The 16,858-nt window shown below is 71.1% G+C and carries 20 protein-coding genes; 9 read left to right on the top strand and 11 right to left on the bottom strand.

Annotation, left to right across the window (positions count from 1 at the left end):
- Window positions 1-78: 78 nt before the first annotated feature.
- Entirely contained in the window at window positions 79-1,206 is a 1,128-nt protein-coding gene (locus ACIQK6_RS36140; protein ID WP_402696751.1) for a DUF5937 family protein, read from the bottom strand.
- 198 nt (window positions 1,207-1,404) lie between these two features.
- Here ACIQK6_RS36140 and ACIQK6_RS36135 point away from each other — a divergent pair, with 198 nt between their 5' ends.
- Window positions 1,405-1,614 (top strand): hypothetical protein, encoded by a 210-nt coding sequence (locus ACIQK6_RS36135; RefSeq protein ID WP_329099821.1) that lies wholly within the window; start codon window positions 1,405-1,407, stop codon window positions 1,612-1,614.
- 27 nt (window positions 1,615-1,641) lie between these two features.
- Here the strand turns inward: ACIQK6_RS36135 and ACIQK6_RS36130 are convergent, their stop codons facing one another.
- From ACIQK6_RS36130 to ACIQK6_RS36115, 4 genes are read right to left on the bottom strand one after another with little or no spacing between them, the layout of a single operon-like run.
- On the bottom strand, window positions 1,642-4,326 hold the full coding sequence (locus ACIQK6_RS36130; RefSeq protein WP_402696750.1) for a KGGVGR-motif variant AAA ATPase: 2,685 nt from the start codon (window positions 4,324-4,326) through the stop codon (window positions 1,642-1,644).
- A 5-nt stretch (window positions 4,327-4,331) separates the two neighbouring features.
- Window positions 4,332-4,748 carry a hypothetical protein gene (locus tag ACIQK6_RS36125; protein ID WP_351148330.1) on the bottom strand — a complete coding sequence of 139 codons (417 nt, stop codon included), beginning with the start codon at window positions 4,746-4,748 and terminating at the stop codon, window positions 4,332-4,334.
- A 56-nt stretch (window positions 4,749-4,804) separates the two neighbouring features.
- Complete coding sequence (locus ACIQK6_RS36120; RefSeq protein WP_402696748.1) at window positions 4,805-4,996, bottom strand: DUF397 domain-containing protein; 192 nt, start codon at window positions 4,994-4,996, stop codon at window positions 4,805-4,807.
- A gap of 13 nt (window positions 4,997-5,009) precedes the next feature.
- Complete coding sequence (locus ACIQK6_RS36115) at window positions 5,010-5,861, bottom strand: helix-turn-helix transcriptional regulator (protein ID WP_402696747.1); 852 nt, start codon at window positions 5,859-5,861, stop codon at window positions 5,010-5,012.
- Window positions 5,862-6,047: 186 nt separating this feature from the next.
- Between ACIQK6_RS36115 and ACIQK6_RS36110 the strand changes: the two genes are divergently transcribed.
- On the top strand, window positions 6,048-6,485 hold the full coding sequence (locus ACIQK6_RS36110) for an ATP-binding protein (RefSeq protein ID WP_402696746.1): 438 nt from the start codon (window positions 6,048-6,050) through the stop codon (window positions 6,483-6,485).
- Window positions 6,486-6,534: 49 nt separating this feature from the next.
- On the opposite strand, the gene ACIQK6_RS36105 is transcribed toward ACIQK6_RS36110, so the two are convergent.
- The 5 genes from ACIQK6_RS36105 to ACIQK6_RS36085 are packed head-to-tail and all read right to left on the bottom strand — an operon-like array spanning window position 6,535 to window position 11,967.
- The gene (locus tag ACIQK6_RS36105; RefSeq protein ID WP_402696745.1) at window positions 6,535-7,344 is read right to left on the bottom strand and encodes a type III pantothenate kinase; all 810 of its coding nucleotides are present in this window, start codon (window positions 7,342-7,344) and stop codon (window positions 6,535-6,537) included.
- A 3-nt stretch (window positions 7,345-7,347) separates the two neighbouring features.
- The gene (gene nadC, locus ACIQK6_RS36100; RefSeq protein WP_329099814.1) at window positions 7,348-8,316 is read right to left on the bottom strand and encodes a carboxylating nicotinate-nucleotide diphosphorylase; all 969 of its coding nucleotides are present in this window, start codon (window positions 8,314-8,316) and stop codon (window positions 7,348-7,350) included.
- A gap of 2 nt (window positions 8,317-8,318) precedes the next feature.
- A complete protein-coding gene (locus tag ACIQK6_RS36095) occupies window positions 8,319-10,070 on the bottom strand; it encodes an L-aspartate oxidase (RefSeq protein ID WP_329099813.1) in 1,752 nt (583 codons plus the stop codon).
- Window positions 10,067-11,059, bottom strand: coding sequence for a pantoate--beta-alanine ligase (panC, locus tag ACIQK6_RS36090; RefSeq protein WP_402696742.1), 993 nt, complete (start codon window positions 11,057-11,059; stop codon window positions 10,067-10,069). Before panC ends, ACIQK6_RS36095 begins: the two co-directional genes overlap by 4 nt.
- Complete coding sequence (locus tag ACIQK6_RS36085) at window positions 11,056-11,967, bottom strand: DUF2520 domain-containing protein (RefSeq protein ID WP_329099811.1); 912 nt, start codon at window positions 11,965-11,967, stop codon at window positions 11,056-11,058. Before ACIQK6_RS36085 ends, panC begins: the two co-directional genes overlap by 4 nt.
- Before the next feature lie 111 nt (window positions 11,968-12,078).
- Here ACIQK6_RS36085 and ACIQK6_RS36080 point away from each other — a divergent pair, with 111 nt between their 5' ends.
- The 7 genes from ACIQK6_RS36080 (at window position 12,079) to ACIQK6_RS36050 (ending at window position 16,078) form a co-directional block, all read left to right on the top strand.
- Window positions 12,079-13,209: a beta-eliminating lyase-related protein gene (locus ACIQK6_RS36080; protein WP_329099810.1), complete on the top strand. Its 1,131-nt coding sequence runs from the start codon at window positions 12,079-12,081 to the stop codon at window positions 13,207-13,209.
- A 242-nt stretch (window positions 13,210-13,451) separates the two neighbouring features.
- Window positions 13,452-13,637: a DUF397 domain-containing protein gene (locus ACIQK6_RS36075; RefSeq protein WP_329099809.1), complete on the top strand. Its 186-nt coding sequence runs from the start codon at window positions 13,452-13,454 to the stop codon at window positions 13,635-13,637.
- A 98-nt stretch (window positions 13,638-13,735) separates the two neighbouring features.
- The gene (locus ACIQK6_RS36070; protein ID WP_402696782.1) at window positions 13,736-14,299 is read left to right on the top strand and encodes a hypothetical protein; all 564 of its coding nucleotides are present in this window, start codon (window positions 13,736-13,738) and stop codon (window positions 14,297-14,299) included.
- A gap of 14 nt (window positions 14,300-14,313) precedes the next feature.
- Complete coding sequence (locus ACIQK6_RS36065) at window positions 14,314-14,481, top strand: hypothetical protein (RefSeq protein ID WP_030009899.1); 168 nt, start codon at window positions 14,314-14,316, stop codon at window positions 14,479-14,481.
- A gap of 101 nt (window positions 14,482-14,582) precedes the next feature.
- Window positions 14,583-15,035: a BlaI/MecI/CopY family transcriptional regulator gene (locus ACIQK6_RS36060; protein ID WP_329099807.1), complete on the top strand. Its 453-nt coding sequence runs from the start codon at window positions 14,583-14,585 to the stop codon at window positions 15,033-15,035.
- An 11-nt stretch (window positions 15,036-15,046) separates the two neighbouring features.
- A complete protein-coding gene (locus ACIQK6_RS36055; protein ID WP_030009901.1) occupies window positions 15,047-15,577 on the top strand; it encodes an amino-acid N-acetyltransferase in 531 nt (176 codons plus the stop codon).
- A gap of 165 nt (window positions 15,578-15,742) precedes the next feature.
- Entirely contained in the window at window positions 15,743-16,078 is a 336-nt protein-coding gene (locus ACIQK6_RS36050; protein ID WP_329099806.1) for an Lsr2 family protein, read from the top strand.
- 4 nt (window positions 16,079-16,082) lie between these two features.
- Here ACIQK6_RS36050 and ACIQK6_RS36045 read toward each other — a convergent pair whose 3' ends face one another.
- Window positions 16,083-16,715, bottom strand: a complete 633-nt coding sequence (locus tag ACIQK6_RS36045) for an SCO3374 family protein (protein ID WP_329099805.1) — start codon at window positions 16,713-16,715, stop codon at window positions 16,083-16,085.
- Between the last annotated feature and the right edge of the window lie 143 nt (window positions 16,716-16,858).

The following is a 16,858-nucleotide window of genomic DNA, read 5'->3' as shown; positions in this document are numbered from 1 at the left end:
CGCCGATTCCGGTTTATGAATTCCGTATATCGGTGAGTCTGGGCCGCCCAAATCAAGCCAAACGAACGCCGGTTGGTCCTAGCGGAGGATGCCCTCGATGAATTCCGATCCGATGCGTGCGACCGCCGGCAGGTCCAACTGGTGCTGGGCGTAACGGCCCTGACGCCGGGTGTGCATCAGCCCGGCCTTCTTCAGGACGGCCAGGTGGCGCGAAACCTCCGGCGCGGTGATCCCGTACACGGTCGCCAGCTCGCTCGTCGTGAACGGGGCCCGGGCCAGGCTCCGGCACAGCATCATCCGCATCGGGTGCGCCAGCGCCTCCATCCGCCGCTGGAGCAGCTCCACCGAGCCGGGCTCGGAGGCCAGTTCGGGGGAGCCGAGCGGATAGTGGACCACCGGCCGCCAGCCCGGCGCGTGCAACACCAGCAGGTGCGGCCAGCCGAAGTTGGTCGGTACGAAGACCAGGCCGGCGCCTATTCGGGGATCGGTCGCGGTCGTCGATCCGTGGACCATCTTGTCCGCGGTGATGGTCGTGCCGCCCGCGTCGACGCTCAGCGCCGCTGAGACCTCCTTCAGCACGGCCGGCAGCCCCTTGCGGCGCAGCACCTCCGTCTTGTGCCGGGCGTCGGCGCTCTGCCCGGGCTCGACGCGCTTCCACGTCTCGGCGAAGAAGGCCTCGTCGCAGTCCTCCAGGAGGCGTCGCACCCACACCCGGACGGCGGCCGTGTCGTCGAGGAGCCGCATGGAGAAGTCCAGCTGGCGCGGGCCGCGCGCGGCGGCCGTCTCCAGCGCCTTGGCCCGCGCCGCCGGGTTGGCCAGCGGCGAGGAGGACGGGCCGCCCTCGTTGTAGAGCGCCAGCCAGCACTGCTCCAGGGCGGCCCGCACGAACCGCTCGTCGTCGAGGCGGTCGAGCACGTCCAGCGCCTCGGCCAGCGTCGCGGCCGGCCGCCCGGTTCCGCCGGGCAGCCCGGCGAAGGGCATGAAGATGTCGGAGAACGAGCTCCGCCACATGAAGTCGGCCTCCAGCAGCCGGTCCGCGAGGCACGGATCGAGCGAGGCGGTGGTGGCGGTGGTCCAGGAGGCCAGCCCCGGGTGGTGCGCGGGCTGGGAGAGCGCGTGCAGGGCCATGCAGAGCTCGGCGAGCGGAGAGGGCGCGAAAGTGATCCGCTCGGTGGGCAGGCCTGCGATGTCGATGGTGACGCTCATCAGGCCATTCTGTCGTTCCGCGCGCGCCGGGGACGCCGGGGCGACCTGCCGGGCCCTGCCGTACGGGTGGCCGCGGTCGGTTCGGCGCGGCGGCCGGACGAGTGATCGTTTGTGGCCGCGGGGGCGCTTTAGGGCCGTCGATTGACGGGGAACGTTAATTGTCGTGCGCGACGCCGCCGACGGGGTGAGGCTTGGTTCATGACCGCCATCGAGCAGTACATGATCGACACCTACCGGGCCTCCCAGCAGGGCGCCCCCATGCCCCCGCCGCCCGGGCGCGACGACGTCGCCGTCGTGCGTTCGCTGCGCACGTACGAGCAGGCCAGAGCCGTCCTGGACGGCAGATCGGGTCGCCACCCCTGGCGCGCCGCCCTGCGCCGGATATTCGTCCGCCCGCGGGCGTGCTGACCCCCGGGCGGCCTCCTCCCTGCATCTTCATAGACTCCGGACCACCCGAGCCCTGCCTTGCGTGCGGAAGCCGAGCGCGTGGCGATAGATCTCGGGCATGCGGTAACGCCCGTCGATGTCTCGGGCCAGTACACCCCACTGCCCCAGGGCTTCGACGTCGTCGGCCGTCAGTTCCACGTCCGCCGCGTCGAAGGGCATCTTCACGGAGTCCGAAAAAGTCGACATGCGCCTCAGCAGCGCTCCGAGCAGCGGATTCTCCTGGTTGATCTCCTCTACCTTCGCACGGCTGCACGCGCTCAGGGCGCGCCGCATGGCCACCGGGGTCAGCAATCTGTCCGGCCATTTCGCATCGCCCACGGAAGCGAGCGCCGCCTCGCGCACGAAGCGGACGACATCGCGAGCCTGAATCTGTTCGTTGAAGTCTCCAAGGGCGACCGGAACCCATCGTTCGGTCCACGCCTCGCGGGAGTTGTCGGTCCCGAGCTTCGCGCCCCAGAGGGGGAGGAGTGCCTGGACGATCTCGTCGTAGCCCATGTCGGCGATCGGAAGATCGGCGGTCGGCAACGCCTCAGCGTTCATCGCCAGCCACAGTGGCAGCCGGAGGGCGTCCTCGGTGTTCCAGCGCAGCTCATAGGGTGCGTAGCGGTCGAGGAACTGGCCGAAGTTCTGCCTGATCGCCGCGCGTACCAAGTCTTGGCGGACGAAGATCACGAGGCCGAGCGAGCGATGGCGAAGCCGACGGAGCCAGGCCGGAACCTCGATCAGCAGCGTCCGCAGCGCGATGCGCCTTGGTTCCGCCTCCAGTGACTCCAGCCAGTCCTCCAAGCCGTCGATGACGAAGAGGCAGGCCCCAGAGGGGTCCAGAGTCCGCTCGATGAGGAATTCCTCAGCGGGTTCACCCCGTTCGGCGCCTGCCGACCATGCCAGACACTCCAGCCAGCGCAGCCGCCAGAACTCCGGATCATCGGAGCGCTTGTCCTTGAGTGCGGCGTTCAGGTGGCTTCGGATCTCGTCCGCGGTGACGCCTGGCCCCCGTGCCGCGCGGTCCCTGAGCTCCTGCGGCGACACCACTCCCGCCTGAGGCTCAGCGATGTTGGCCGGGTCCAGAACAGGGATCACGATCGCTCGCCGTTCCACGTTCTGCCCGTTCTCCCGGGCGAACGCCTCCCAGGTCCCCGCAGTGCACATCCTGGCGAAGGTGAACGTCTTACCCGCACCTTTCGCGCCGACGACGACCGCGATCGGAAGGTCGGTGCTGTGATCCGCGATAAGTCGGCGTACCGGCTCGGTGGTGAGGAATCCGAGCCCCGAATCCATACCGCGCTGCTCGGCGAAGACGAGTCGGCGTGCGGTGCTCTCCAAGGCACGCCGTCTGTCGTCCAGCGTGGCCCGCCCCTCGGAACGAGGCGGGGCGGTCGGCACGACGCTTGGGGTGAATTCGGTGAGCAGACCGGGGAGACCACAGCGCCGGATCACCTCCACCACAGCGTCCCAGCTGCGGGGAAGCGCCAGCAGCTCCTCGCGGAACGGACTCAGCACAGGCTCGGTCAGGACCTGCTCATCCACTGCCAGATCCTCGGGCGTGTACTCGTCAGAAATCATGCCGGGCAGGACGATCGTGGACGACAGCGCTGCGGAGAGTCCCCTGCGGGCTTCTTCGGCATGGGCGTCATGGATGTCGAGCCGGTACTGCGTCACGATCGCGGCAGGGGTGGGATCCGTTCCCACCACTGCCGGGGACTGAGCCCCGAGCTGCTGGATCATGGCTTCGGTGCCTTGCAGGGACTGACTGCTGATCGTAGTGACGAACACCCGCATCACACGGGGGTCCAACAGGATGGGCGCTGCGAGCTCCGAAGCTCCGGCACGGAGGTCCAGTACGACGGTGTCGGCCTCGGCGGCGTTGGCGAGGGCTACCAGGGACTCACTGAGGAAGTACGGCGAGCGGTCCTCGGTCAGCAGGTCGGCGGGCCCGATCCGGGGCGGACCGAGCCGCACGCGCCGACTGGCCGGAAGGACTGTCACGCGTCCTGTCCCGGGATAGCGCGAGACCCGCTGGTTGGGCAGGTAGGCGGCGGCGATTTCCACCGCCTGCGTGGGGTCGCCCTGCCGTGAGGAGTGCAGGAGGGCGAGGAGGTCCTCGTACGCGATGTCGCAGCGGCCCCCTTGCGCCTGGTACATCCAGGTGATGCCAGGCGCCTCCAGGTCGGCGTCGACGAGAAGGACGTGCTGTCCTTGGGAAGCGAGGAGATCGGCCAGCGCCACCGCGTGCAGTGTGCGTCCCACGCCGCCCTTGAAGGAGTGGAAGGCGGTGAGCTGCTTGCCACCGGCGAACTGTGAGACCTCCGGGCGGGGGAGCGCCTCGCTCAGAGCCGAGGTGACACGGCGCTCGCTGAGCTTTGGGCGGCGGTGGGGGAGTACGCCGGAATCGGCGGCTTCGACCAGGCGCACGGGAAGGGACTGGGGGGCGTTGGCCGTCGGCCGGTCCAGGGCGAGTTCCAGGCCCATTCCGTGTTCGGCAGTGGATCCGAGGCCGAACTGTCCGTCCAGCCATTCGTGTACAGCGGCGGTCCCAGTACCCGGGAGGACTGTCAGCTCCAGCCCATCCCACCAGGCGTCGACCTCCAGCAGCCACTGCGGCCACTGGCCCTCCACAGCAGCTTCCGTAAGTCGGGAATCGATGTCGACCCAGGTGAAGAGCTTGCCGGTCATAGCGCTCAAGATCCCTTCCTGGCGTCCTCCACCAGTGACTTCAGAGCTTCCACCGCCGCTTTCTGATCATCGGCGCGCAGTTCTGCACCATAGCGCCATGCTTCATGCAACTCGTGGCTCTCGATCCAGGCGCCGTTCTTGTGCCGATGGCAGCGCAACGGGTCCGGCCCAGGGGCGGGGTCCTGGAGGTTCAAGGCCTTGGCCAAGCGGCGCAGATTGTGCGTCCGCAGGTCGCTGGGTAAGGAGGAAGTGTCCTCGCAGCGCAGAACCCAGCGCAGCACCTCAGCCTTCAATCCGCACTCGGCAGCGTAGAAGAGCAGCAGGCCGCTGACCGCGTTCTCCCCCGCCTGCTCGGCGGCCTCCCCCTGCTTGGCGAGTCGCTCGCGACTCCGGCGCAGCTCGCTCACGCCCACGTCCACCATCGCGCCAGGCTACTTGCGGTGAGTGAAGAGGCGGGCAGGTTTCTCGAGATCCTTCCTCAAACGGCGCCGGGGTTCTTCATGGCTTGGAGGAAGGCCGACCAGGCGGCCGGGGAGAGAGTGAGGAAGGCCTCGCCGGGATCTGCGCTGCCGGCCACGTTCACGGCCGCGCCGGGTCCGGCTGTCGCGACGTGTACGCAGGCCTCGCCGGTGCCGCAGTAGGACGACTTCTGCCAGCTGGGAACGGACATTGAGGTCTTCCCTTCACAGGGTGCGCAGGATGTTGTGGATGAACTGGCTGCTCTCCTCCCGGCCGAGGGTCATGGCCTCCATGCGGTCGAGGAGGAGCCGGTATCCGCCCAGTCGAGCCTCGGCATCCACCAGTGCCGGACCGTGGGACTGGTCCAGGTGGACCGTGTCGAGCTGTGGCACGGGACCGTGGGCGTAGTAGATCGACTGGCCGGCACCGGGGAACGATCCTGCGTCGAAGGGGATCACCAGGATGCGGACCTGGCTTCGTTGCCCCATCTCCATGAGGTGGGCGAGCTGCCCCTTGACGACGGTGCGTCCGCCGAACTGCATGCGCAGGGCCGCTTCGTGGATGATCGCGGTGTAGGGAATGGGGTCGCTCCGGTAGAGCACGTCCTGCCGCTTGATCCGGTGGGACACCCGGTGCTCGACCTCGGGTGGGGTCAGCTCCGGCACCACCTGTCGGAAGACTTCCCGTGCGTGGTCCGCTGTCTGCAGAAGGCCCGGGACATGAGCGGTGTAGGCGGCGCGCAGCGCCAACGCGTGGTGCTCAAGTTCGGCCAGGTCGAGGAGGCTGGGAGGCAGGGCCTCCCGGTATTGGTCCCACCAGCCGTTCGTGCGGTCGGCTGCCATTGCGGCCAGCGCCTCCACGAGCTGAGGGTCGCAGACCGAGTAGACGCGTGCCATCGCACGAACGCGGTCAGGGCTCACTCCGAACCTGGCCGTCTCCACATTGCTCAGCTGGCCCGAGCTCGTGCCGATCGAGGCCGCGGCCTCGGTGGCAGTCATACCGGCCCGCTCGCGGAGTTTGCGCAGCTCAGCCGCCAGCCGGGCACGACGGGCCGTCGGGGCGGGGCGAGCGACCATGTTTCACTCCTCACTCACACGAGGGAATTCCGGATCGAAGACCTTGGATTCACGCAAAGAATCTTTGGCGCCCTTTAATCTGGTGCGCAGGCCACCTCACCCGGAAGTACCCCGTTCGACGGAGCGGCGCGGTCACCGGGCAGCAAGTGCAACGCGACCAACACCCCTCCGTGATCGGAGACTTCCATGCCTGCCACCGTATCTCCGGCGTGGGCCTACAGCCTGCAACTCCCGCAAGATCCCCGTGCTCCCGCCCTCGCCCGCCAGACCCTGCGCGCCGTGCTCCGCACCCACGCGATGGGTGAACTCGTCGAGACGGCCGAGCTGTTGGCCGGGGAGCTGATGGCCAATGCCTACCTCTACTCCGACGGCCCGTACACACTCCAGCTGCGGGCTATGGGGTCCACTCGGCTGCGGGTCAGCGTCTGGGACAGCAATCCGCACATCCCGCCGCCCTTCGGAGCGGACTCCCCCGGCGGCACACCGCCGCCGGACGCCGAGCGAGGCCGCGGGCTCTTCCTCGTACAGGCGTACGCCGCCAACTGGGGCGGGTATCCGCTCGGCGGGACGGGGCTGTACGGGGACGCCGGGGGAAAGCTGCTGTGGGTCGAAGTCCATGCCTGACCGGGCCGGGACCGTACGAACGGAGTACGGCCCCTCTCCCGGTACCGGTCTACGCGAAATTCGGCGCGTTGCGCTCGTACACCAGCCGCAGCCCGATCAGCGTCAGCCACGGCTCGTGGTCGTCGATCACCGAGGACTCGCCCAGCACCATCGGAGCCAGCCCGCCGGTGGCGATGACCCGCACGTCGTCCGGGTCGCCGTGCGGTCCCGCCAGCTCCTTCGCCATCCGCGTCACGACCCCGTCGACCTGCCCCGCGAAGCCGTAGACCACGCCCGACTGCATCGCCTCGACCGTGGACTTCCCGATCACGTTGCGCGGCCGCGCCAGCTCGATCTTCCGTAGCTGGGCACCCCGTACGCCGAGCGCCTCCATCGAGATCTCGATGCCCGGGGCGATCACCCCGCCCACGTACTCACCCCTCGCGGACACCGCGTCGAAGGTGGTCGCCGTACCGAGGTCGACCACGATCGCCGGGCCCCCGTAGAGCTCGACCACCGCGACCGCGTTCACGATGCGGTCCGCGCCGACCTCCTTCGGGTTGTCCATCAGGATCGGCACGCCCGTCTTGGTGCCGGGCTCCACGATCACCGCGGGCACGTCGCCGTAGTAGCGGCGGGTCACCTCGCGGAGCTCGTGCAGGACCGACGGCACCGCCGAGCAGATCGCGATGCCGTGGATGCCGTCGCCCAGCTCGCTGCCCAGCATCGGGTGCATGCCCATCAGCCCCTGCAGGAGCACGGCCATCTCGTCGGCCGTGCGCTGCGGGTCGGTCGAGATGCGCCAGTGCTCGACGATCTCGGCACCGTCGAACAGCCCCAGGACCGTGTGGGTGTTGCCCACGTCGATGGTGAGGAGCACGGGTTACACCGCCTCGCGCAGATCGAGCCCGATGTCCAGGATCGGCGAGGAGTGGGTCAGCGCGCCGACCGCCAGGTAGTCCACGCCGGTCGCCGCGTACGCGCGGGCCGAATCCAGGGTCAGGCGGCCCGAGGACTCCAGCACCGCGCGGCCGGCCACCAGGGCCACGGCCTCGGCGGTCTGCTCGACCGTGAAGTTGTCCAGCAGGATCAGGTCGGCGCCGGCCTCCAGCACCTCGCCGATCTGCTCCAGCGTGTCGACCTCGACCTCGATCGGAACCTCGGGGAAGGCCTCGCGCACGGCCTTGAACGCCTGGGCGACACCGCCCGCCGCCACCACGTGGTTGTCCTTGACCAGCGCCGCGTCCGCGAGCGACATCCGGTGGTTGACGCCGCCGCCGCAGCGCACCGCGTACTTCTCCAGCGAGCGCAGGCCCGGCGTGGTCTTGCGGGTGTCGCGGACCTTCGCCGAGGTGCCCTCCAGCACGTCGGCCCAGCGGCGGGTGGCCGTCGCGATGCCCGACAGCCGGCACAGGATGTTCAGCGCGCTGCGCTCCGCCGTGAGCAGGTCACGGGTGCGCGAGCGCACGGACAGCAGCAGCTGCCCGGCCACGACGGAGTCGCCGTCCTCCGCGTGCCGCTCCACCTCGAAGGCCTCCGTGCAGACCACGGAGAACACGGCCTCGGCGATCCGCAGACCGGCCACGACACCGTCCTCGCGCGCGACGAAGTCGGCGACGGCCTCGGCCTCCTCGGGCACGGTCGCCACCGTCGTCACGTCCACGCCGCCGTCCAGGTCCTCGGACAGCGCCATGTGCGCGATGTCCTCGACCTCGATCGGGTCCAGGCCGGCGTCGGCGAGCAGCTGCGCCAGCGCCGGGTCCAGGCCGCTCTCCTCGCCGTCGCCGCAGGCGCAGTCGTCGCCGCAGCCGCCGTCGTTCTGGTCGATCAGGGGAAGTTCGGGGGTGCTCACGGTCACTGCTCCAGGCTCGGGGTGCTCAGGGGGTGCACGGACGGGAAGTCCGCGGAGTCGGTGGGTACGACGACCAGGGCGCGCTTCTCGGTCGCCGAGAGCCGGACGACGAGATGGCGGCGCCAATGGGCATCGTCCCGCTCGGGGTGGTCCTCGCGCCAGTGGCAGCCGCGGGTCTCCACGCGCCGCTGCGCCGCGGCGACCAGGACCCGTGCCACGCACAGCAGGTTCGTGGCCTCCCAGGTGTCCACGCCCGGCTCGGCGGTCTTGCCGTGCGCTTCGAGGTCGTTCAGGGCGGTGGCGTACAGCGCTTCGAGGGCGTCGGCCGCGGCACTGAGCGAGTCGGCGGAGCGGAGCACGCCCGCGCCCTCCGTCATGATCCGCTGGACCTCGTACCGGGCCGCGCCGGGCTGCAGCGGGCCGGTCGCCGGGACCGGTATGCCCGGGCCGCTGCCCGCGGGCCGCTCGGCGACGATGTCCTCGGCGATCCGCTCGGCGAAGACCAGACCCTCCAGCAGCGAGTTGGAGGCCAGCCGGTTCGCGCCGTGCACACCGGTGCAGGCGACCTCGCCGCAGGCGTACAGGCCGGGGACGGTGGTCCGCCCGTGCAGGTCGGTGCGGACGCCGCCGGACGCGTAGTGCGCGGCGGGCGCCACCGGGACGGGCTCGGTCACCGGGTCGATGCCGTGGGAACGGCAGGCGGCCAGGATGGTCGGGAAGCGCTGCTCCCACATCTGCGCGCCGAAGTGCCGGGCGTCGAGGTACATGTGCTGCGCGCCCTGCTCCAGCATGCGGCGCATGATGCCCTTGGCGACGATGTCGCGCGGCGCCAGCTCGGCGAGCTCGTGCTGGCCCTGCATGAAGCGCACGCCGTCCGCGTCGACGAGGTACGCACCCTCGCCCCGGACCGCCTCCGACACCAGCGGTTGCTGTCCCTCGGCGTCCGGGCCGAGGAAGAGCACCGTCGGGTGGAACTGTACGAACTCGAGGTCGGAGACCTCGGCGCCGGCCCGCAGCGCGAGCGCCACGCCGTCACCGGTGGACACCGACGGGTTGGTGGTCGCGGAGAAGACCTGGCCCATGCCGCCGGTCGCGAGGATCACGGCGGGCGCGTGCACGGCGCCCACCCCGTCGTGCTGGCCCTCGCCCATGACGTGCAGGGTGACACCGGCCGTACGACCCTGCGCGTCTTGCAGCAGGTCCAGGACGAGGGCGTTCTCCACGGTCTCGATGCCCGCGGCCTGGACGGCCTCGACGAGCGCCCGGGAGATCTCGGCGCCGGTGGCGTCGCCGCCCGCGTGCGCGATCCGGCGGCGGTGGTGTCCGCCCTCGCGGGTCAGCTCTATCTCGCCGGTCTCCGTCGAGGTGTCGAAGACCGCGCCGGCGGCCATCAGCCGCCGTACGGCGTCGGGGCCCTCGGTGACGAGCAGCCGGACGGCCTCCTCGTCGCACAGGCCCGCACCGGCGACCAGCGTGTCGTCGAGGTGCTGCTCCGGGGTGTCGCCCTCGCCGAGGGCCGCGGCGATACCGCCCTGGGCCCAGCGGGTGGAGCCGTCGTCGAGCCGGGCCTTGGTGACCACGACGGTACGGCGGCCCCCGGCGGCGCAGCGCAGCGCGGCCGTCAGGCCCGCCACGCCGGAACCGACGACCACGACGTCGGCGTCGAGGGACCAGCCGGGGGCCGGGGCGTGCAGCCGTATGCCGGTGCCTTCGCCTGCCCCGTCCGACGGGATGCCTCTGCCTGGGGTGCTCACGAGTGTGCTCCGAATTCCAATGGGATGTTGTCGATCAGCCGGGTCGAGCCCACCTTCGCGGCGACGGCCAGCACGGCCCGCCCGGTGAAGTCCGGACCGGTCTCGGTGAAGTCCAGCGGGTCCACCAGCGCCAGGTAGTCCAGCGCGAGCGGCGGCTCGTGGCGGCCCGCCTCGTCCAGGACGTGCAGCGCGGCGGCCCGTACGGCGTCCGGCAGACCGGCGCTGGCCACCGAGACGGCGTGCGCGTCGGCGGAGGCGCGGATCTCGCCGAGGCGGGCCAGGGCGGTGGCCCGCTCGTCGCTGGCCGGGGAGGCCTCGGCGCGGGCGCGCAGCGCCGCCTGCGCGGCGAGCCGGTCGCGGCCGGCGAACAGGGCGCGGGACAGCGCCAGGGCGGTGTGCCGCTCCGCGGGGGAGAGGTAGCGGTTGCGGGACGACAGCGCGAGCCCGTCCTCCTCGCGGACGGTCGGTACGCCGACCACCTCGACGGGGAAGTTCAGGTCGGTCACCATCCGCCGGATCAGGGCCAGTTGCTGCGCGTCCTTCTGGCCGAAGAGGGCCAGGTCGGGGCGGGTGAGGTGGAGCAGCTTGGCGACGACGGTCAGCATCCCGTCGAAGTGCCCCGGGCGGGTGGCCCCTTCGAGCCGCTCGCCCATCGGGCCGGCGCTGATCCGCACCTGCGGGTCGCCGCCCGGGTAGACCTCGTCGACCGCCGGGGCGAACACGGCGTCGGCACCCGCCCCTTCGGCGATCCGCAGATCGGCATCGAGGGTGCGGGGGTAGCGGTCGAGGTCCTCGCCGGCCCCGAACTGCAGGGGGTTGACGAAAACGGTGACGACGACCTGCCCGCCCGGCCCGGCCTGTTCGCGGGCCGTGCGGATCAAGGTGGCGTGGCCCTCGTGAAGGGCGCCCATGGTCATCACCACGGCCCGGCGGCCGGTGCGCGACAGCTTGTGCAGCTCCTCAGCGGTGTGCAGCAGCAGGTCGGTCACTGGTCGCCCCCGTCGGACTCCGTGTCGGCGAGCACACCGAGGAGGTCCTCGGCGAGCTCGGGCTTGAGCAGCCCGTGCGCGAGGGCCCGGTCCGCGGTCGTACGGGCCATCGCCAGGTACCCGGCGACCGCGGCGGGCGCGTGCCGCCGCAGCTCCGAGACGTGCGCCCTGACCGTACCGGCGTCCCCGCGGGCCACCGGCCCGGTCAGGGCGGCGTCACCGGAGCGCAGGGCGTTGTCCAGGGCCGCGCCGAGCAGCGGGCCGAGCATCCGGTCGGGGTGCTCCACCCCGGCCTTGGCCAGCAGCTCCATGGCCTGGGCGACCAGCGTGACCAGGTGGTTCGCGCCGAGGGCCAGGGCCGCGTGGTAGAGCGGCCGGTTCTCCTCCCGGATCCACTCGGGCTCCCCGCCCATCTCGATGACCAGGGCCTCGGCGGCCAGGCGCAGCTCCTCGGGGGCGGTGACCCCGAAGGAACAGCCGGCGAGCCGCTGCACGTCGACCTCAGTGCCGGTGAAGGTCATCGCCGGGTGCAGGGCCAGCGGCAGGGCGCCCGCGCGGCGCGCGGGGTCGAGCACGGAGGTCCCGTACCGTCCCGAGGTGTGCACCAGCAGCTGTCCCGGCCGGACCGCGCCGGTCTCGGCGAGGCCCTCCACGAGGGACGGCAGCGCGTCGTCGGGGACGGTCAGGAGCACCAGGTCGGCCAGCTCCAGCACCTGCGCGGGCGGTACGAGCGGCACGTCGGGCAGCATCCGCTCGGCCCGGCGCACGGACGTGTCGGAGACTCCGGAGACGGCGACGGGCCGGTGCCCGGCCTGCTGGAGCGCACACGCCAGCGCGGGACCGACGCGGCCGGCACCGACGACGCCGACGGCGAGCCGGGCAGGGCGTGGCTGCTGTGATGAATTCACGCGGGGGAGGCCCTTCCGTTCCAGTCCGCGGGGGTACCGGACGATACGCCGCCATGCTAGCTCCTGGGGCAGTTGGCCGGTCGGCGGCGACAGGAGCGAGGATCTTTCCCCATGAGTGATGACAGCGAGGACACCGAACGTACGAAGCGGCTGGTCGCGGCCTGGCGCGGGGCGGAGCGGAGGCTGTCCCGCAGCCTGCTGGAGCCCACCGTGGGGGAGCTGCTCGGCTCGCTCGCCGATGCTCCGTACGACATGGACGGGCCGGCCGATGTCTACGGCGACGGGGTCGTCACCGCACTGGAGCGCAAGGTCGCCGAGCTGCTCGGGACCGAGGACGCGGCGTTCTTCCCCACCGGCACGATGGCCCAGCAGATCGCGCTGCGGTGCTGGGCGGGCCGGACCGGGAACCCGGTGGTGGCCCTGCACCCGATGAGCCATCCGGAGCGGTGGGAGGGAGACGCCCTGTCGACGGTCTCCGGGCTGCGGGTGACGCACCCGACCACGGAGGCCCGCCCGCCGTCGGCCGCGGACGTCGAGGCGCTCCGGGAGCCCTTCGGCACGCTGATGGTGGAGCTGCCCCTGCGGGAAGCGGGCTTCCTGCTGCCCACCTGGGAGGAGCTGGAGGCGCTCACCGAAGCGGCCCGGGAACGGGACGCGGTCGTCCACTTCGACGGGGCCCGGCTGTGGGAGTCCACCGTCCACTTCGGCCGCACCCTGCCCGAGATCGCGGGCCTCGCGGACTCCGTCTACGTCTCCTTTTACAAGTCGCTCGGCGGCCTCAGCGGGGCGGCCCTGGCGGGGCCGCGGGAATTCGTGGAGGAGACCCGGGTCTGGCGGCACCGCTACGGCGGCCAGATCTTCCGGCAGTTCCCGCAGGCCCTCTCGGCGCTCGTCGGACTGGAACGGGAACTGCCCCGGCTGCCGTCTTACGTGGCCCAGGCGCGGCTGGTGGCCGGGGCGCTGCGCTCGGCGTTCGCGGATTCGGGGGTCCCGTGGGCCCGGATCAACCCGGAGGAGCCGCACACCCACCAGTTCCAGGTGTGGCTCCCGTACGAGGCGGACCGGCTGACGGAGGCGGGCCTGCGACAGGCCGAGGAGACGGGCACGGTCCTCTTCCGCCGCTGGTCCGCCGACGGCCCGCCGGGCCTCGCGGTGACGGAACTGGAAATCACGCAGCCGGGACTGTCCTGGACGCAGTCCGACGTCCACGAAGCGGTTTCGGCCTTCGTGGCCCGCATCTAGGGGGCGCCTTGCGGATCCGGCCCGGAACCCCAGCCTCGCCGGCGTTTGAGGCGCGGGGTCCGGGGCGGGGCCCCGGGAAACGGCGAAAGGGCGGGGCGGGGACGAGCCCGCGCAGCGGTACCCGTCCCCCCCCGGGAGGGAAGCGGCGAAACACCGAATTCCCGAAAGGCACCGGCGCGAGCCGGCCGCGGCGTTACCGTCATTGACGGCAATTACCGGCCACCGTGCCCGGAGGAGACACCATGACCGCTCAGCCCGCGTGGCGGAAGTCCTCGTTCTGCAGCGAGGGCGACGCCTGCGTCTACGTCGCCACCGCCCCCGGAGCCCTCGTCAAGGTCGCCGACCGCGCCGACCCCGCGCACCTCGTGCTCGCCACCACCCAGGCCGCCTGGGCCGACTTCCTGCGGGCGGTCAAAGAGACCGGCTGAGGTACCCGCCGAGCGCGCCACACCCGCAATACAGGGGATTTTGTCCGATTAGCGCGTATCTTCGGCCCATGCCCACGCCCTACGGATCCCGCGGCGGCATGGCGTTCAGTGCCGCTGAGCTGCACCTGCTCAGGCGCCTCCTCGCCCACGCCCTTCAGTCCTCCTCGGCCCCCCTGGCGGCCGAGGAGGTCCAGGACTGCCTGCGCCTCGCGCAGTCGGTGGACGAGGCGGTCCAGGAGGCGGGTCGGCTCAGAGCGTTCCTCCTCGCGGACCTCGCCCGCTACCGCGGCGCCCTGCCCGGCAGTCTCTCCGGCTACCTGGAGCTGCTGCAGGACGCCCTGGCCGCCGGGTACGAACCGGAGCCCGACGACCTCGCCGCCCTGCGCGCGCTGCGCGCCAATCCGGTCGCCGCCGCCCTACTGGAACGGGTCCGGACGGTCGCGGAGCGCTCCGTGCGCAGGCGGCTGTCGACGGCCCCGGCGCCCCGCACCCGGCTGCTGGCCCTGGCCGGCGGCAAGGAGCAGGACGAGCCGCCGGCCCGCCCGGCTCCGCACCCCAAGGAGCCGCCCCGCCCGGAGCGGCCGATTCCGACCCCTGGTGAGGTGTTCCCGCCGCGCCGCAAGCCCAGCCCGCCCCCGGCGGCCGGGCTGGCCGCCGGGTAGCTACGCTGTGGGGCATGGACTATGTCTCCGCGCTCGTGCCCCCCTTCGTGATGGCCGTGTTCTTCATCGCTCTCGTCATGACGATCGTGAAGAGCCAGGGCGGTTCCAACAAGGCCAAGGAGGACGCGGCGGTCGATGCCGTGCTCGCCCGGGCCGAAGCCACCCAGCAGCAGCAGAAGTAACCTTCGGGGCGTACGGCTTCACTGGCCGTGCGCCCGTTTTTCTGGCGCGTTGCCGAGCGAGTAGCCAGGCAATTCAGCACAAGCCGCACTATCGTGCTGGTGTGCCTCGCCCCCTGGGAGAACTCGAAGACGCCGTCATGACGCGGGTGTGGCAGTGGAACCGCCCGGTCACCGTGCGAGAAGTACTGGAAGACCTCCAGCAGGAACGGTCCATCGCGTACACCACGGTCATGACCGTTATGGACAATCTCCATCAGAAGGGCTGGGTGCGCCGGGAAGCCGAAGGCCGCGCCTATCGATATACGGCGGTCTCCACCCGCGCCGCCTACTCGGCCGCACTGATGAACGAAGCCTGGTCGACGAGCGACAACCCCGCGGCCGCCCTCGTGGCCTTCTTCGGCATGATGTCCGCGGAACAGCGGGAAGCCCTCCGGGACGCCGTGCGGGTCGTCCAGTACGACGACGAGTCGGGCGCCGACGCCGCCCCCGAACCCCCCGCTCCGCCCGTGGCCGAGGGGGAGTCCGACGAGCGCCCGCAGGAGCCGGGGCGATAACGTCCGCAGCCATGGGAGAGTTTTCCACTGCACATGCAGAAACAGTGACGATCCGCCGTGCCCGGACGCGTGATGTTCCCGCGCTGCGCCGCCTCCTCGACCAGTACGTGCAGCAGCGGATCCTGCTCGACAAAGCTCCGGTCGTCCTTTACGAGGACATCCAGGAGTTCTGGGTCGCGGAACGCGACTCCGACGGCCAGGTCGTCGGCTGCGGCGCTCTCCACGTGATGTGGGAAGACCTTGCCGAAGTGCGCACTCTCGCCGTCGATCGGGGCTTGAAGGGCGCCGGAGTCGGGCATCAGGTACTGGAGCAGTTGTTGCGCACCGCCCGCACCCTCGGGGTGAGCCGGGTTTTCTGCCTCACCTTCGAAGTCGAGTTCTTCGCGAAGCACGGCTTCGTCGAGATCGGCGAGACACCGGTCAAGACCGATGTCTACATGGAGCTGCTGCGTTCCTATGACGAGGGTGTCGCCGAGTTCCTCGGTCTCGAACGAGTGAAGCCGAACACCTTGGGCAACAGTCGGATGCTTCTGCACCTCTGATCGATGGCCTCAGCTTTTCCGGCGCTCTGCGCACCTGTGGCCTATGTCCGAATCGCGTACGTTTCCCGCCCTGTTGCGGTCTCGAACCTCTCACCGGGGGTTTGTGTTTTCCAGGCAAAAGCGGTTTCCTTTCCGCGTACTGCTTTTCGATGAAAGGAAATCCCGGTGGCACAGAAGGTTCAGGTCCTTCTTGTCGACGACCTCGACGGCGGCGAGGCGGACGAGACGGTGACGTTCGCTCTGGATGGCAAGACCTACGAGATCGACCTCACCACCGCCAACGCTGAAAAGCTCCGCGGTCTGCTCGACCCGTACACCAAGGGCGGCCGGCGTACCGGTGGCCGCGCGTCCACCGGCCGCGCCAAGGGCCGCACGGCCGTGGCGTCCGGCAACCCGGACACCGCGGAGATCCGCGCCTGGGCGAAGTCCCAGGGCCTCAGCGTCAACGACCGCGGTCGCGTGCCGCAGGAGATCCGCGACCAATACGAGAACCGGGGCTGACCCGTCAGGGACTGACCCGGCCGGCCCGCGAGGGAGGCCCGGCCACGGCGCTCCGCAGGGGCGTACGGCGCCGGAGCCGCGCGCGGTGACATTCCGTCGCCGCCGCGGAGACCAGGCGCACGAGATCGGGCCCGGCGCCCACCCGCCCGGGACCGGCGCCCTGTCCGGGACCGGACAGGGCAGGCAGAAGTGCCTCGCACCCCTGCTCGGGGGGCCGTAGCCACACGGCGGCCCCCCGGGGACTCCCGTCCCGTACGCAATGCCCCGGCGGCACCGGGGCGGTGATCCGGCCACCCGCACCCAGGGCGGCGAGATCGAGGGCGACCCCGCCCCACTCCAGCCAGTCGAGCAGCCCGTCGAGCTCCTCTGCGCTCCCCGCGGCCACCAGGAACCGCATCCGGCGCCCCATCAGGGCCACCGGGCCCGTGGCGACCGGCCTGCGCAGCAGGGCGGCCCCCGCGTCGGACGGCAGCTCCAGCACGTCGAACCGGCTCCCGGTCGCGAGCTGGGCGGGCGGCCCGCCCAGGACGGTCCAGCCGAGCACTCTCCGGTACCAGGAGGCGCACGCGTCCTCCTCGGGCGCCGGGCGGGGCGGCGGCACGGTCGACGGGGCGAGCGACGGGACGGTTACGGCCATGTCCGGAGCAACTTCCGAAAGGCCGCAGGGTTACGCTCAATGTGACACACCGCACTCACCGTCATGCGGAGCGTAAACATCCGTGGAGTACGGAGTCCACATTCGAGGCGCAACTGTGTTCGCCCTTAGCTGAGGGAACCGGT

The organism is Streptomyces sp. NPDC091682, assembly GCF_044756625.1.
Classification (GTDB): Bacteria; Actinomycetota; Actinomycetes; order Streptomycetales; family Streptomycetaceae; genus Streptomyces.
The sequence above is the reverse complement of the archived record's forward strand: the minus strand, read 5'-3'. Positions and strand labels throughout refer to the sequence as shown.

Coding starts and splice junctions, on each gene's coding strand:
- ACIQK6_RS36120 (WP_402696748.1), bottom strand. CDS start 4,996: ATGTCCGTTCCCAGCTGGCAGAAGTCGTCCTACTGCGGCACCGGCGAG.
- ACIQK6_RS36075 (WP_329099809.1), top strand. CDS start 13,452: ATGACCGCTCAGCCCGCGTGGCGGAAGTCCTCGTTCTGCAGCGAGGGC.
- ACIQK6_RS36130 (WP_402696750.1), bottom strand. CDS start 4,326: ATGACCGGCAAGCTCTTCACCTGGGTCGACATCGATTCCCGACTTACG.
- ACIQK6_RS36115 (WP_402696747.1), bottom strand. CDS start 5,861: ATGGTCGCTCGCCCCGCCCCGACGGCCCGTCGTGCCCGGCTGGCGGCT.
- ACIQK6_RS36070 (WP_402696782.1), top strand. CDS start 13,736: ATGGCGTTCAGTGCCGCTGAGCTGCACCTGCTCAGGCGCCTCCTCGCC.
- ACIQK6_RS36110 (WP_402696746.1), top strand. CDS start 6,048: ATGCCTGCCACCGTATCTCCGGCGTGGGCCTACAGCCTGCAACTCCCG.
- ACIQK6_RS36080 (WP_329099810.1), top strand. CDS start 12,079: ATGAGTGATGACAGCGAGGACACCGAACGTACGAAGCGGCTGGTCGCG.
- ACIQK6_RS36125 (WP_351148330.1), bottom strand. CDS start 4,748: ATGGTGGACGTGGGCGTGAGCGAGCTGCGCCGGAGTCGCGAGCGACTC.
- ACIQK6_RS36065 (WP_030009899.1), top strand. CDS start 14,314: ATGGACTATGTCTCCGCGCTCGTGCCCCCCTTCGTGATGGCCGTGTTC.
- ACIQK6_RS36135 (WP_329099821.1), top strand. CDS start 1,405: ATGACCGCCATCGAGCAGTACATGATCGACACCTACCGGGCCTCCCAG.
- ACIQK6_RS36055 (WP_030009901.1), top strand. CDS start 15,047: ATGGGAGAGTTTTCCACTGCACATGCAGAAACAGTGACGATCCGCCGT.
- ACIQK6_RS36045 (WP_329099805.1), bottom strand. CDS start 16,715: ATGGCCGTAACCGTCCCGTCGCTCGCCCCGTCGACCGTGCCGCCGCCC.
- ACIQK6_RS36140 (WP_402696751.1), bottom strand. CDS start 1,206: ATGAGCGTCACCATCGACATCGCAGGCCTGCCCACCGAGCGGATCACT.